The organism is Faucicola mancuniensis (assembly GCF_046523945.1).
GTDB classification, from domain to species: domain Bacteria; phylum Pseudomonadota; class Gammaproteobacteria; order Pseudomonadales; family Moraxellaceae; genus Faucicola; species Faucicola mancuniensis.
The window spans coordinates 82,796-96,903 of record NZ_CP171363.1; the positions used below are offsets into that span (position 1 = coordinate 82,796).

Annotated in this window: 15 protein-coding genes and 2 pseudogenes; 11 read left to right on the forward strand and 6 right to left on the reverse strand. The window is 39.2% G+C overall.

All coding sequences use genetic code 11. The annotated features are described in order from the left end of the window. Positions 1-90 precede the first annotated feature (90 nt). From ACGTJS_RS00350 to ACGTJS_RS00365, 4 genes are all read left to right on the forward strand, one after another. Entirely contained in the window at positions 91-765 is a 675-nt protein-coding gene (locus ACGTJS_RS00350; RefSeq protein ID WP_410472458.1) for a YcxB family protein, read from the forward strand. 218 nt (positions 766-983) lie between these two features. Next, on the forward strand, positions 984-1,463 hold the full coding sequence (locus ACGTJS_RS00355) for a Dps family protein (RefSeq protein ID WP_410472459.1): 480 nt from the start codon (positions 984-986) through the stop codon (positions 1,461-1,463). 174 nt (positions 1,464-1,637) lie between these two features. Continuing rightward, entirely contained in the window at positions 1,638-2,405 is a 768-nt protein-coding gene (locus tag ACGTJS_RS00360; RefSeq protein WP_410472460.1) for a DnaA ATPase domain-containing protein, read from the forward strand. Positions 2,406-2,429: 24 nt separating this feature from the next. Continuing rightward, positions 2,430-3,089: a DUF2057 family protein gene (locus ACGTJS_RS00365; protein WP_410472461.1), complete on the forward strand. Its 660-nt coding sequence runs from the start codon at positions 2,430-2,432 to the stop codon at positions 3,087-3,089. A 61-nt stretch (positions 3,090-3,150) separates the two neighbouring features. Here the strand turns inward: ACGTJS_RS00365 and gspM are convergent, their stop codons facing one another. The 5 genes from gspM to sixA all read right to left on the reverse strand — a co-directional run bounded on the left by gspM (position 3,151) and on the right by sixA (position 5,907). Then, a complete protein-coding gene (gene gspM, locus ACGTJS_RS00370) occupies positions 3,151-3,621 on the reverse strand; it encodes a type II secretion system protein GspM (protein ID WP_315043224.1) in 471 nt (156 codons plus the stop codon). Between the two features lie 8 nt (positions 3,622-3,629). Further along, a complete protein-coding gene (locus ACGTJS_RS00375; RefSeq protein ID WP_315043225.1) occupies positions 3,630-4,796 on the reverse strand; it encodes a GspL/Epsl periplasmic domain-containing protein in 1,167 nt (388 codons plus the stop codon). Positions 4,797-4,813: 17 nt separating this feature from the next. Beyond that, positions 4,814-5,143 (reverse strand): hypothetical protein, encoded by a 330-nt coding sequence (locus ACGTJS_RS00380; protein ID WP_410472462.1) that lies wholly within the window; start codon positions 5,141-5,143, stop codon positions 4,814-4,816. 22 nt (positions 5,144-5,165) lie between these two features. Continuing rightward, on the reverse strand, positions 5,166-5,366 hold the full coding sequence (locus tag ACGTJS_RS00385; RefSeq protein WP_315043227.1) for a type II toxin-antitoxin system VapB family antitoxin: 201 nt from the start codon (positions 5,364-5,366) through the stop codon (positions 5,166-5,168). A 64-nt stretch (positions 5,367-5,430) separates the two neighbouring features. Continuing rightward, positions 5,431-5,907, reverse strand: a complete 477-nt coding sequence (gene sixA / locus ACGTJS_RS00390) for a phosphohistidine phosphatase SixA (RefSeq protein ID WP_410472463.1) — start codon at positions 5,905-5,907, stop codon at positions 5,431-5,433. Positions 5,908-6,104: 197 nt separating this feature from the next. Here sixA and ACGTJS_RS00395 point away from each other — a divergent pair. The 7 genes and pseudogenes from ACGTJS_RS00395 to ACGTJS_RS00425 all read left to right on the forward strand — a co-directional run bounded on the left by ACGTJS_RS00395 (position 6,105) and on the right by ACGTJS_RS00425 (position 11,851). Beyond that, positions 6,105-6,758, forward strand: a pseudogene (locus ACGTJS_RS00395) (IS1595 family transposase). Between the two features lie 184 nt (positions 6,759-6,942). After that, on the forward strand, positions 6,943-7,392 hold the full coding sequence (locus tag ACGTJS_RS00400; protein WP_315044296.1) for a DUF962 domain-containing protein: 450 nt from the start codon (positions 6,943-6,945) through the stop codon (positions 7,390-7,392). A 187-nt stretch (positions 7,393-7,579) separates the two neighbouring features. Continuing rightward, complete coding sequence (locus ACGTJS_RS00405; protein WP_410472464.1) at positions 7,580-8,923, forward strand: MFS transporter; 1,344 nt, start codon at positions 7,580-7,582, stop codon at positions 8,921-8,923. Positions 8,924-8,995: 72 nt separating this feature from the next. Then, positions 8,996-9,118: a MerR family DNA-binding transcriptional regulator gene (locus ACGTJS_RS00410; RefSeq protein WP_410472465.1), complete on the forward strand. Its 123-nt coding sequence runs from the start codon at positions 8,996-8,998 to the stop codon at positions 9,116-9,118. 1 nt (position 9,119) lies between these two features. Beyond that, complete coding sequence (locus ACGTJS_RS00415) at positions 9,120-10,277, forward strand: RNA-guided endonuclease InsQ/TnpB family protein (protein WP_410472466.1); 1,158 nt, start codon at positions 9,120-9,122, stop codon at positions 10,275-10,277. Positions 10,278-10,543: 266 nt separating this feature from the next. Next, positions 10,544-11,363: pseudogene (locus ACGTJS_RS00420) on the forward strand (IS5 family transposase). 206 nt (positions 11,364-11,569) lie between these two features. Continuing rightward, on the forward strand, positions 11,570-11,851 hold the full coding sequence (locus ACGTJS_RS00425; protein WP_410472467.1) for a YbdD/YjiX family protein: 282 nt from the start codon (positions 11,570-11,572) through the stop codon (positions 11,849-11,851). Between the two features lies 1 nt (position 11,852). Here the strand turns inward: ACGTJS_RS00425 and ACGTJS_RS00430 are convergent, their stop codons facing one another. After that, positions 11,853-14,093, reverse strand: coding sequence for a primosomal protein N' (locus ACGTJS_RS00430; protein ID WP_410472468.1), 2,241 nt, complete (start codon positions 14,091-14,093; stop codon positions 11,853-11,855). Positions 14,094-14,108 lie beyond the last annotated feature (15 nt).

The window sequence follows — 14,108 nt, forward strand, 5'->3', positions numbered from 1 at the left end:
AATTTTGAAAAAATACAAAGTTTGGTTTATTTTTGTCAAAAAGCAAGGTAATATAAGCCTTTTAAACTTTTGATATTTTGATGGTTTTTTATGGCACTTTATCCTTATACCTTGCAACCTGTAGATTTAAACCTAACCGAAAACGAATTTCGCCAAGCCCAACAACAAATTTTTGACAGCAATAATCAACAACTCACCAAAATCAGCCCAAAAGCGTGGGCGATTGTCGGTGTTGTGGTGGCAATTGCGATTTTAGGGATTATTTTTATTCATAATTATTCTACGATTATTTTTTGGCTAATGCTCGTTGGCGTGGTGGTGTTTTTGCTCGCTCGCACGCTTGGGCTAAAATGGTATGTCAAAAAAGAATTTGAAAAACAAATGGCAAGCCAAACCATGCCTGATGAAGTCAAAAAAATGAAAATCGGTATTCAGCAACATGGACTGGTGATGAGCCTACCTGCACCGAACGCCCCAAAACCGCCAAAAGGCTTTAATCAGCCACTTATTCGCAGTGCAGGTCAGCAACAAGCCATCATCAAGTGGGACAGCGTTACTAACTGGCAAGAAACGCCTGATTACATCATCATGATGTTTGAAGTGCAAGGGCAACAAGGCACGCAGATTGTGCCAAAACGCCTTGAAAAACAAAAATTTCCGATTGAAACGCTTCGCCATCATTTACAAGAGACAGTTGGTGTACAAGGCTTTAACCTAAATAACAAAGCAACCGACCAATATTTTCCTGACCCAAATGTTAAATAAAATTTCGCCAAAATTTTAAAAAATTGTAAAAACACAAAAAATAACAAAATTTTGGCAAAAATTTGCTATAGTATTTGGTATCAAATTCGTTTGATAGAAACGAAATGATTTGCAAAATAAAACATAAATATAAATTTTATTTATTTTACAAATCAATAAAAAGCGTTAAAATGTAATTATTTACTCAAAACTCAATTTAAAAACAAAAGAGGTGTAAAATGGCAGTTTCAAAAAAAGCAAGCATTGGTTTAGACACAAAAGATTTATCAAAAATTATTGATCAACTCAATACCTTGTTAGCCAACTACCACATTTTTTATATGAATATGCGTGGCTATCATTGGAATGTAAAAGGTGCTGACTTTTTTACTTTGCACGTCAAATTTGAAGAATTGTACACCGAATTACAATTACAAATTGACGAAATAGCCGAGCGTATTTTGACACTTAAAGGCACGCCAAGCCATGCGTACAGCGACTTTGTCAAAGTATCTAGTATCAAAGAAGACAAAAATGTGTTTGACGGTCGTGCCTGTGTGCAAGGCTTATTGACAGGGTTAAGTGTGCTAATCGCCAAACAACGTGAAGTGATTGAATTGGCTGAAAGCGTGGAAGACCAAGGCACAGCCGATATTTTGACAGGTTATGTGCAAGCCCAAGAAAAATTGATGTGGATGTACAATGCTTATTTGGATTAATTGTTGAGGTTAATCATTAACAAAATATTGAATTGATATCACAACCAAAAAAGGCGACATTATCATTGGATAATCTCGCTTTTTTTGTGTTTGTGGTGAATTTGTTGTATCATTTTACAAAAATTTGGTTATAATAGGTCAATTTCTATTTTTTATTTTTTACAGGGTTTTTGAATGTCAGAGCAACAACTTAGCCTTGACTTAGATATCAAACAGGACGCTAGCCTTAGCGATTTTTCAGGACCAGGCTGGACGAGTATTATTGACAGCGTGCGACAGCTTCATATTGGCTTGATTTCGCAGATTTATTTGTATGGCGATACGGACACTGGAAAAACCCATTTATTATCAGCGATTTGCGAATCATTTCGTGAGATTGGCAAATCGGTGATTTATTTGTCGTTAAAAGATTTACTAACCGCTGACCCCATCGTGCTAAGCTCGCTTGAGAGTATGGACGTGATTGCCATTGATGATATTGATAGCATTGAGGGCAATTTTGCATGGCAAGAGGGCGTTTTTCACCTGATTAACTTAAGCCATGAGCTTGGGCATACGTTGATTTTTGCCAGTCATAAACCGATTAATCAGCTTAATTTTGAGTTAAAAGATTTGTTATCTCGTTTGGCAAAGTCGCCTACCTTTCAGCTACCGACAGGCAGTGATAGATTGGATAGAGAGCTGATTTTGGCATCTGTGTTAAAACGGCGGAATTGGCATTTTGATAGCCGAATTATTGAACATTTATTGGCAAAAGGTCCGCAACGAATTGGTGCGATGTTGGGAATTTTACAGCATTTACAGCCCGTTTTTTCAAATTTGGAACGCAATATTACCAAAGCCAAAATCCAAGAAGCCACCAAAATCATTGATGAACAAACCTTGATGTACGAGGTTAGAGAGTTTGATTTTGATGAATCCGAATCATTTCTGGATTTTTAATTAGGTTTTTTAATGGGAGTTATTATGAAAATTTTACAAAAAGCGATGTTATTGTCAGTATTGGCAGGTTGTAGCATGTCGGCAATGGCACAAGTAACTTTAAATGTTGGTGCAAATACCATTGTAACGGCGATTAACGGTCAAGAAGTAAAAAATGGGCTATTTACCGAACCAAAACGCCAGTTTACCCTAGAAGCGGGCAAGCACGTTATCACCGCAAAATATAACCGTTTGTATGAGTTACATGGCGACAATCATGATGTGTTGCGTTCAAGCAATATCAGCTTACCTGTAGAGCTGGCGGACAATCAAAGCTATAAATTGGTGATGTCAAATCAACCAGAAAATTACCAACAAGCCAAAGAATACGCCAAACAGCCAACCCTTGCCATTACCCAAAGCGGTAAAACATTGGCAAGCCAACAAGCGACTGCGTCAGACGGCTCAAGCATTTTTTCAGGATTAGGCAATGCGTTGAGCGGTGTGTTTGGTGGCGGTAACAAAGCAGTTCAAGCCAATCAACAAGCCATCTCAGCCCTAGATGGCAAATCGCCAAATGTCGTGCCTGCATTGGCAACTGCTCCAACTGCACAATCAACCGATACGCTTGACCAGTTTATGCAATTGTGGTTAAAAGCAAGTCCAGAAGAACGAGAAAAAATCCGTCAATGGGTACAAAAATAAGTTGGATTTTTGACAAAAAAAGGGGGTAGCGATACACCCTTTTTTATTGTTATCATTAACATCAACGACTTAAAACGCTTTGCACTTCCAAATTTTGTGGCGTGGCTTGATTGATTTGTAATTGTTTAATGGTAAAACCTTGTTGGCTAATTTGATTAAAAACATTGTTAATCACCGCCCCTTGACTGTGGCTAAAATTCACTTGAATGGTGTCGCCATTTTCGCTAACTTGGGCATTAACCCCAGACTGTGCCAACACTTGTCGCACGCTGTCGGCGGTGGTGGTAGATTGGCTTTGATTGGGGTTGATATTTGCCGATTGACTGCGTAACCAAAACAAATCATTGGTCGCTTGGTTATAGTTTTTTTGGGCGGTATTGGCTTTTTGGTGCAATTCCCAACCACCAAAACCAAACACAAACAACACCAAAAACACCGCTAAGCCAAGTAATGCCATTTGGTCACGGCGGGGTAATTGGGCGAATTTTTGGGTCATTGGCGTGATATCCAAAGAAGGTTGCATTTTTTTCATAAAAATCCTTAAGCCAATGTAATCTCTACCACCGCCAACGCCCCTTGCTCGCTTGGCGTGATTGTGCCAAGCTTTGCCTGTATGCCTTGCGTGTTTAACGCATTGATGGCTTGATTTAGGCTGTCGTTATTTTGGGCAATAAGTTGCAGTTGTAATTGATTGTTTTGAAAATTGAGCTGTTTGGCGGTGATTTGGTGCTGTTGCAAAACAGGCTGAATACTCGTCATGACCGTAAGCACATTTGAGCCTGTGGTATCGCCCGTTTGATTGATAAGTTTTCCTGATAATAGACGTTCAATATTTAAGCGATTATTAAATGTTTCATTGGGAAACCATTGACTATATTGCAGTTTTATTTGTTCTTTGGTTTGTAAAGTGGCTTTTTGATAATGATAAATCCGTAAGCCATCAATCACAAATGATAAGACAATAGCAAAAATCGCCACCGCAGAAATCACTTTTAAATAAGGCGGAAATTTGCTTTGTTGTTTGATAATGGCAAAATTTAACGCATGGCGAGTTGGGTTTGCTATCGGTTTTGGCAACGTTTTTTGTGATTCATACGTTAAATCGGTTAATAAATCCAAGGTTTGTAGCGTTTTTTCGCCGATTTGTCCTGTTAAATTTAACTTGTCAATCGTTGTATCTTGTTGTTTTAACTCATGATAAGTTAAACCTATATCCGTAACCGCTGTGCCAAAGCTGTTGTCAATTAACAACAATTGTGTGGTTTTATCTTGGTAAAAACTGGGCGTATGGTCGTCTGCTAACAAGGCATTTAACAACAAAAAATCAGGCAATAACGCCACCACCGACACCCCTGCAAGGCTTGCCGACTGTACCCACGTATCGCCATCAGAGCGGTGTAGGGCGTATAGGTGGTTTTGTTCGGTTTGTTTGACTTGTAAATCGTCAATGCTTGCGATACTGATGTCTTCAAATAGATACCGCCGACCGCTGTCGCCTAAGGCTTTTAGCTGATTTGGGGCAAGGGCAGGCTTGGTATGTAGCACATACATACTGGGAAAGTATAGGCAAGCGGATTTGTCTTTTGGGTTTTGTAGATTGACGAGCGTAGCGACTTCTTGCCAGTTTTCGGCAATTTGCCATGATTGGCTGGTGTCTTGCCAAATGCGGAGGGGTGCGTGCGGATTTGATAACCAAATATGTATCACAGGTTTTGCCTTCTTATTTAGTGTATGCTTATCATAGAAAGTCCAAGTTTGGTAGCGATATTTGCCAATCTTTTCTCTTTAGTCCAAAGTTTGATACCCATTATTTGACAGCTTGCCAACAAATGCACATCAACAAAACCAATTCCCAAACTATACAGATTATTTTGTTTAATAAAAGCATTAATATCATCTTGATAAATCATTGCTTTTGGCAAGTTGTCTAAATTTTTTAAAAATTTTTCACGATTTTTTAAACTACCTAAAGCCAATTCAGTTATTACAAAAGAATGTGTCATAACTTGCCAAAATTCCAAAAGTTGAGCCAGTTGTTCATCATCATAACGCAAAAAATCCACCCAAACAGATATATCAACTAAAATCATCATAATGTCTTCTTGGTATTTGGGTTAAATTTGGTTCTGTACCGACCATTTTTGCCAATGTTTTGGCACTTTCACGCTGTATTAAAGCAGTTAAGGCTTCACGAATCAGTGTGGATTGTTCTTTAATATTGGTATATTGTTGAGCTTTTTGCAGTAAGTTATCATCAATTTGAATGGTAGCTTGCATTGTTTATCCCTGTTTTTGTATTGTTCGTACATTTTACCATTTTTTTGTCAAAAAAACAGTGCGATTAATGGGGAATAAACTGAGCGATTTGGGTTGCCAAACCATCAGCGACCACAGGCATTTCAAACACACGAGCTTCGGCAAGGCTAAAGCTATACGGTGGTTCACCTGTCAAAATACTTGCCATATAAGCAATGATATTCATATGGCAAACAATGACAACGGTAGCATTATCAGCAATATTTTCTAACAAATCACTTAAGCCATCAATGGCAAGTTTGGCATCGTCATATGGGGTGATTTTATCAAAAATAATGTGTTCTACATTAGCAAATTTTTGTTTGATAATTTGGCAAGTTTGCACCGCTCGGTTGTAAGGGCTTGAGATAAATAGGTCAGGCGAGCCGTTTTTTTCTGCGTAACCTTTTAGCCATTCAGCGGTTTGGTTGGCTTGACGTTTGCCAAGTTCGGATAAATTGCGTTCGCTGTCTGGGTGCGTGTACGCCCCTGCATCGCCATGACGGATTAAAATTATTTTCATTTTGTCTGTCTACTTATTTATGATTTTTCATTGTTGTGTTAATTCTTCAAAACTCAATGAACGAATTTCAAACCAATGATTTTTCAAAAGTGAATTAATATTTTTTAATTTTTCTAAATTAGATGGATAATTTGATTGGTTAATGCTTAATTGATTAGGCTCTAGACTAGCAACACAACCCATGCTAGACTAGAAACATGAAATATAACAGTAAGTTAAGCATCTGTAAAGTCAAAAAAATCATAAAATTCTTTTGCACTGATATAGATGCTACAAAAACAGCGATTTTACTTGAATTAAATCGCAACACCATCAACCGATGGTATAATATCTTTCGTCAAGAAATATATGACTATCAAGTTAATCAAAAACGCTTATTATACGGTGAAATAGAACTTGATGAAAGCTATTTTGGAGCAAAACGCCAACGTGGTTTTCATGGTAAACTTAAACAACCTGTTTTTGGTATCTTTGAGCGTGATGGTAGGGTTTATACTAAAAATTGTACCAGATTGCAAAAAAGGCACGCTACAAGCATTGATACTAGGTAGGGTTGATGCGAATAGCATTATTTATTCAGAGGCTTTCGTGGCGATAATGGCTTAGTTGATGTTGGTTATGATAAGCATTTTAGGGTAAACCACAGTAAAAATAAGTTTGCACACGGTAATTGTCATATTAATGGCATTGAGAGCTTTTGGAGTTTTACTAAAAGAAGGCTTGCCAAATTTAATGGTGTAACCGCCAATTTTGAACTTCACTTAAAAGATGAGAAACACCGTTTCGCAAGGTGGCGTTGGAATAAAGATTTGAATGAATTACAACGCCATTTATGGGATTTGATTAAGTGAGTTTTTTAGTTCTTGATAGTCTAGAGCCTTGGTTATTTTTAATTTTTGCAAGTGTTTTTTTATTTTTTGTTTGTATTTTTTTTGATTTACCTGTTAAAAAATTGCATGAAATCAACTTTTATTTTTGCTTCATTTATGCTAAATTAGCAGTAAATAATGCTTCACCCAAAAAAAGAAATTTATCATGAGCCTATTAAAAAGCCAAAAAAGCCTAGAAAGTTGGCTTGCTGATTATGCAGTCAGCCACCGCAATGTTGCCAACAAAAAAATCCATTTTGTCTGCGTGCCTGTAATTTTTCTCACGATTGTGGCATTTTTGATGAATGTTCATTATGCGTTGATGGCTGTGGTTGCGGTCGGTATGTTATGGTTTTATCTACGATTATCCACGTCATTATTTGTCGCTATGATGGTGTTTATGGTGATTTGCATGACACTTGTTCATTTTTTACCTGTGAATATTTGGGTGTGGCTGGCGATTTTTGTGATTGCTTGGATTGGTCAGTTTATCGGACATAAGATTGAAGGGGCAAAGCCGTCTTTTTTTGAAGATTTGCAATTTTTGCTCATTGGACCTGCGTGGGTGGCGTTGAGTGTGTCTGGTAAAATGCCAAATTTGCAAGCCAGTTATTAATTTTTACTCAGATTAATTTTTATTATTTTTAACAAACGTCTTGTTTTGAATAAGGCGTTTTCTTTATCATTTTTCACGGTTAATTTTTTAATGTTGAATTTTTTTCAATGTATCTTGAAAATTCACCGTTTGTCAAATCACGCATAACTTTTCATAATACGCTAAATTTTTTTATATTTAACGTATTATGAACAATTCTGCCCAAACCCATTCGCCACAAACCAACCTACAACACGCCATCGGTAGCATCCCCATGTCCGCCTATCAATGGCTGATTGTCGCCCTTGCCGTCATGCTCAATATGCTAGACGGCTTTGACGTGCTTACCATCGCCTTTACCGCCAAAAGCATTCAAGCCGAGCTTGGGCTTGATGGTGTGGCGATTGGTTCGCTCATGAGTGCAGGGTTTATCGGCATGGCGATTGGCTCGGTGGGGCTTGCTCCATTTGCTGATAAATTTGGCAGACGACCGCTTTTAATTCTTGCCACTGCCTTGTCTGCGGTGGGAATGCTAATGACTTATTTTTCGCACAGTCTTGAAACGATTGGTTTTTGGCGAGTGGTTACAGGCATTGGCGTGGGCGGAATTTTGCCGTGTACCAACGTCATTGTCAGCGAATACAGCAACCAAAAATGGCGTGGGCTTGCGATTGCCATTTATGCGTGCGGTTTTGGCATTGGGGCGATGCTTGGCGGATTGTCGGCGGTGATGTTGCAGGCGGAATTTGGCTATCGTTCGGTATTTTTGACAGGAGCGGTTTTGACGACGTTGGCACTCATTGCCTTGTGTGTGTATTTGCCAGAATCGGTGGATTTTTTGCATTCAAAACGCCCAAACCATGCCTTAGCAAAATTACAAAAAATCGCCCAAAAAATCGGCAAACAAGGCGATTGGCAATTGCCAAACACCGAACATCATGAACAAAATTCAACTCAAAATCAACAATCACTGGCGATTTTGCGACTTTTTGAACCCAATTTTCGCAAAAATACACTACTCATTTGGCTTGCCTTTATTGTCATTTCAGCATCATTTTATTTTATCAGTTCGTGGACACCTGCCCTTTTGGAAGCGTCTGGACTTGAAAAATCCAAAAGCCAAATTGTCGGCATGGCAATCTCATTGGGCGGTACGGTAGGGTCGCTGGTGTTTGGCATGATGGTGGGGAAATTAACCGCCAAAAAAATGCTGATGGCGTATATTTTCGGCTCAAGCCTTGCTATTGTCGGCTTTATCGCAAGTCCTTCTTTGGCGGTGGCTTTGGTGTTTGCGGTGCTTGTTGGGGCGATGATGAACGGCTGTATTACAGGGCTTTATACCATCAATCCGACTTTATACGAAACCGATTTTAGAAGTACAGGCGTGGGCGTGGCGATTGGCGTGGGACGAATTGGGGCGATTAGTTCGCCGATTTTGGCAGGGAAATTGTTGGACTTGGGTTTTGCCAAAGATAATCTGTATCTTGGGGCGAGTGTGTTTTTGGTGTTGGCGTTGGTGGCGATTTGGGGGATAAAGGCGAGGAACGCATAAAAAGTATGTTAAAAAAGGTGGGGTTTGAAACTGCTTCTTGAAATATAACCAAATCTACTTTATAATATCCAAATGAACAGATTAATTAGTATCAACGAAGCATCAAAACAACTTGGCATATCTATCTCAACATTACGCAGATGGGACAAAAGTGGCATGCTTGTTGCCGAACACAGGCGTTACGATAAGTACTAGAATGACCCTAATACGTGGACACATCATCGCCCTAGACCCAACTGACAAACAAGCCACCTATTTTGCAAAGGCTTGTGGTGTGGCTCGTCTTGCCTATAACTGGGCGTTAGATAATTGGCAAAAACAATACCAAGCCGATAAAACTTATCGTGATGAATGCTTGAAAAATGGCATAGAAATTGACAAAAACCAGCTTAACCAGCCTAGTCAAGGCAAATTAAGAAAACAACTTAACGCCATAAAACGTGAAAAATTCCCCTTTATGCTCGAAGTAACCAAATGTAGCCCACAACTTGCCATCATGCAACTAGGAGACGCATTCAAACGCTTTTTTAAAGGTGAAAGCAAATACCCACAATTTCGCAAAAAAGGCGTAAATGACAGATTTAGCTTATCCAACGACCAACTTAGAATAGACAGCAAACGCATAAAAATCCCTAATTTAGGCTGGGTTAAAATGCGTGAAAACTTGCGTTTACAAGGCAAAATCCTATCCGCCAAAATCTTTAAACAAGGCGAAAAATGGTTTGTATCGGTTGCCGTTGAATTACAAGACATCATCAAACCACAACCCAAAACAGACAAACAAGTTGGTATTGATTTAGGAATAACAGACCTTGCCACCTTGTCAAATGGTGAAAAAATCCAAGCACCAAAACCATTAAAAAACAAACTCAAACAACTAAGACGATTGAATAAAAGTTTATCAAGAAAACAAAAAGGCTCTAAAAACCGTGAAAAGGCAAAAACCAAGCTATCACGGCTACACTTTAAAATCAGCAATATCAGAAAAGACTTTTTGCACAAACTGACCACTCATTTGGTAAAAAGATTTGATACCATTTGCCTTGAAAACCTAAATGTAAAAGGCATGGTAAAGAATAAAAAACTTAGCCGTGCGATTAATGATTTAGGTTTTTACGAATTTAAAAGACAACTGATTTATAAAGCGAACCAATGGGGCAAAATTATCAAAGCGGTAGATAGATTTTATCCATCAAGTAAAACCTGTTCATGTTGTGGTTTTATCATGGATAAAGCAGATTTGACACTGGCTGTCAGATATTGGACTTGCCCTAACTGCAAGACAAGCCATGACCGTGATGTGAATGCGAGCATTAATATTTTAAATCATGCAACTAAGGTTTTAACCAATTAGCCGTAAGTTCTACGGTGATAGCCTATGGAGTTGATGTAAGTCCAAGTTCAAATGAATAAGGCAAACAACGGCGAAGTAGGAAGAAAACGCTAAATTTGCTCTTGGGTAGATTTAGGTAGGTTTTTTGGAACGGTAATTCCACCTTTTTTTATTGTCATTAGAATGGGTTTTTAACTATTTTTGCTAAGTAAAAAGACAATAGACCTCTTTCCAAACCTTAATAGTGATTTGGTATAATACTGATTTTTAGAAAAAACAGCAAAAGCATGATACCCGAACAAGCAGAAAAACTCAGTGACGCACAATTTAAACGCTACTTTGGCATCCAAAGAAGTACCTATACTCATATGCTCACCATACTACAAGAAGCATACAACGAACAACACAAAAAAGGTGGCAGGAAAAATGAAATCAGCCTAGAAAACAAGCTCATGCTGACTTTGAGTTACTACCGAGAATATCGCACCCAATTTCACCTAGGGCAAGACTTTGGTATCAGTGAAAGTGCTGTCTGTAAAACCATCAAATGGGTAGAAAGCATACTGATAGCCCACAAAGACTTTGCCCTACCTAGCAAAAAGGCTTTATGGCAAGACCCAAACCTTGAAACCGTACTGATAGACGCAACCGAAGTACCTTGTGAGCGACCCAAAAAAAGCAACGCAGGCAATACTCAGGTAAAAGAAACACCACACCTTAAAAGCACAAATCGTTGTCGATAAAAACAGCAAAAAAATACTTTGTACCCATTTTAGCAAAGGTAAAACCCATGACTTTAAACTTTACCAATACTCAAAAATGCGTATAAAGCCTAGTATCTTAATCCAAGTAGATTCGGGCTATCAAGGCATACACAAACACCATGCCAATAGCAAATTCCCAAAAAAGAAAACCAAGCTTAATCCACTATCTAAAGTTGACAAACAAGCCAATCGAGAATTAGCTTCTGAACGGGTAACCAATGAACATGTTATCGGCAAAATCAAACGTTTTAAAATCCTAGCCTGTCGTTATCGTAATCGCAGAAAACGCTTTGGCTTAAGGGTTAATTTGATTTGTGCCATTTATAATTTCGAGTTGGGTTAGTTTGGAAAGAGGTCTAATTTTAAACATAATAGTTCGTAGGGTGGGTTAGCCCGTCTTTTCTGGCGTAACCTGAGAAGCACTGCTTCGCAAGACGAAGTGCATTTTATAAGGATTTTGGTGGGTTACGCTATCGCTAACCCACCCTACAAATATACATTTTAATTTTATCCGATTACTTATGATAATAATAAAAAAAGGGAAGCAATATGAAAAAATTGGTGGGAAATTTGGTAAAAATGACCCTAAAAGCCCAAAAAGATTTGCTATTAAATCCCAAAAATATCGGACGTGTACTAACGCTAATCAAACGTTTGCAACAAAGTTTTCGTTTGATGGTGGGCGTGCCAGATTACCCCACCTATCTTGAGCATATGAAGAAACATCATCCAGACCTTGAGCCAATGGATGAAAAAACGTTTTTTCGTTATTGTGTGGAAGCTCGCTATCCGTCAGGCAAAGGCGGTACAATGAAACGCTGTCCTTGCTAAATTACGCCCACCCACTTGGGTCTATATCCAGCGTAATTTTCAAATATTTTGCAGACGGCAGATTTAACGCCATTTGCCACCAATCATTTAACAACTGATGTAACGCTTGCCGATTTCGCCCCAAAATCAACAATTGCGAATGATAACGGCTATTTTTTTTCGTCATTGGTGCGTCCACAATGCCAGACACCGCCAAGCCCAAGCTCGTCAAAGTCGCCTGATTCGGCAATAATTGTTTGGCATCAGTCAAAAACTGATGATTTTTTTCCAAAAATCGCCCTTCCACTCGCACCAAACACGCATAAGTAAAAGGCGGTAAACCAAGCAACTGCCGTTCTGCCAACAATTGCCGAGCCAATGCCAAATAGCCATGCCGAACCAAGGTCAAAAGAGCAGGATTCTCTGGTTGCAAGGTTTGAATTAACACACGCCCAGACTTTTCGGCACGCCCTGCACGCCCTGCCACTTGAATAATCAGTTGGGCGGTATGCTCAGGCGAGCGAAAATCCGCCGACAAAAATCCCCTGTCCGCATTTGGCATAGCAACAAGCGTTACATTGGGAAAATGATGCCCCTTTGCTACCATTTGCGTACCGACCAAAATCGCCTTAGGATTGGCAGAAATTTGTTGATAAATTTTTTGCCAACTGTCCTTGCGTTTGGTCGTATCTCGGTCAATTTGGATAATCGGCACATCAGCAAAAATCTCGGCTAAACTTTCGGTCAAGCGAGCCGTCCCCATGCCGACAGGGTCAAGATTGGTGCTACCGCAGTCTGGGCAAGTCTTTGGCATAAAACTTTGCCAATCGCAATGATGACATTTTAACACAGGCACAGGCGACAAATGTACGGTCAAATGAGCATCGCAACGTGGGCAATCCGCCTGCCAACCGCACGCATCGCACAGTAAAATCGGAGCGTAACCACGCCGATTGAGAAAAACCAGCACTTGTTCATCTTTTTCCAGCGTTTGTCGCATGGCGTTAATCAGATTTTCAGCCAAGCCGTGTTGCCATTTTTGCTGGCGAGCGTCAATCAGCTGAATGGGGGCGGTGTTAGCGTTGCCCGCACGTTTGGTTAAGGTTAATTCTTTTAACTTTTGTTGATTAACTAAATGTAAACTTTCTAACGATGGCGTTGCCGTCCCCAAAATCACAGGAATTTTTGCCGTCATACCCCGATACAATGCCACATCGGACGCATGATAACGCAGGGTATCTTGCTGTTTGTAGGATTGGTCGTGGCTTTCATCAATGATAATCAAGCCCAAATTGGCAAACGGATAAAAAATACTAGAACGAGTGCCGATGATAATCTGGGCTTGCCCTGTGCGACAGGCTTGCCAACCATTTAGCCGAACTGTATCGGTCAAACCCGAATGTAACATTAACACATTGGCGGAAAAACGTTCGGAAAATCGCTGTTCGGTCTGTGGTGTCAAGCCGATTTCCGGTACAAGAATTAACACTTGTTGATTATTTTGCAACACAGGTTGCATGGCTTGTAGATACACTTCGGTTTTGCCAGAGCCTGTAATGCCGTTTAACAAAAAACCTTGATATTTTTTTTCGTCAATCGCTTGAAAAATTTGTTGAATAGCGATATTTTGTTCGTCATTAAGCAGTAAATTGTCTTGTTTTAAGGTAACAGGCTTTGGCGGTTGTTCGCTGACAATGGCGGAAAAATGTTCAATTAAGCCTTTTTCGGCAAATTTTTGTAAATAAGATTTTTTGACACCTTGAGCAAGCAGTTGGCTTTCTAAAATTTCATGTTGATTATTAAATAAATTAAATTCATTATATAATTCTATTAAACTAAACTGTTGTTTTTGTTGTTTAGCAGATTTGGAAAAATCGTTGTCATCGGCTTTTCGTAAAACTCGCCAAAAGTCTTGCGGTTGTTCAAATGCCTTGCCTTGACGGATTAACGTTGGCAACATAACTGCAAACACATCGCCAAGCGGATAATGATAATAATGGCTAAGCCAATGGGCAAGTTTTAATAAATTGTCGTCAAGAATGGCTTGATTATCCAGTATTTCTACAATTTCTTTTAATTTATTTTGAGAAATTTCGCTTGTTTCTATATGATTGACAACGATTCCGACCAACTTTTGCCGACCAAAAGACACAAGTACCCGACTTCCGATTTTTGGGAAAAGCTCGGCAGTTTGCCATATTTCGGGTACAAGATAATCAAATACTCGGTAAAGCGGAACAGGTAAGGCGACTTGGATTAGCATAATGCAATATATTCT

What these genes read in the sequence shown, in the direction of transcription:
- ACGTJS_RS00405 (WP_410472464.1), top strand. Translation starts at nt 7,580, where the DNA reads ATGAACAATTCTGCCCAAACCCATTCGCCACAAACCAACCTACAACAC.
- ACGTJS_RS00400 (WP_315044296.1), top strand. Translation starts at nt 6,943, where the DNA reads ATGAGCCTATTAAAAAGCCAAAAAAGCCTAGAAAGTTGGCTTGCTGAT.
- ACGTJS_RS00410 (WP_410472465.1), top strand. Translation starts at nt 8,996, where the DNA reads ATGAACAGATTAATTAGTATCAACGAAGCATCAAAACAACTTGGCATA.
- ACGTJS_RS00415 (WP_410472466.1), top strand. Translation starts at nt 9,120, where the DNA reads ATGACCCTAATACGTGGACACATCATCGCCCTAGACCCAACTGACAAA.
- ACGTJS_RS00360 (WP_410472460.1), top strand. Translation starts at nt 1,638, where the DNA reads ATGTCAGAGCAACAACTTAGCCTTGACTTAGATATCAAACAGGACGCT.
- gspM (WP_315043224.1), bottom strand. Translation starts at nt 3,621, where the DNA reads ATGAAAAAAATGCAACCTTCTTTGGATATCACGCCAATGACCCAAAAA.
- ACGTJS_RS00350 (WP_410472458.1), top strand. Translation starts at nt 91, where the DNA reads ATGGCACTTTATCCTTATACCTTGCAACCTGTAGATTTAAACCTAACC.
- ACGTJS_RS00425 (WP_410472467.1), top strand. Translation starts at nt 11,570, where the DNA reads ATGAAAAAATTGGTGGGAAATTTGGTAAAAATGACCCTAAAAGCCCAA.
- ACGTJS_RS00430 (WP_410472468.1), bottom strand. Translation starts at nt 14,093, where the DNA reads ATGCTAATCCAAGTCGCCTTACCTGTTCCGCTTTACCGAGTATTTGAT.
- ACGTJS_RS00355 (WP_410472459.1), top strand. Translation starts at nt 984, where the DNA reads ATGGCAGTTTCAAAAAAAGCAAGCATTGGTTTAGACACAAAAGATTTA.
- ACGTJS_RS00365 (WP_410472461.1), top strand. Translation starts at nt 2,430, where the DNA reads ATGAAAATTTTACAAAAAGCGATGTTATTGTCAGTATTGGCAGGTTGT.
- sixA (WP_410472463.1), bottom strand. Translation starts at nt 5,907, where the DNA reads ATGAAAATAATTTTAATCCGTCATGGCGATGCAGGGGCGTACACGCAC.
- ACGTJS_RS00385 (WP_315043227.1), bottom strand. Translation starts at nt 5,366, where the DNA reads ATGCAAGCTACCATTCAAATTGATGATAACTTACTGCAAAAAGCTCAA.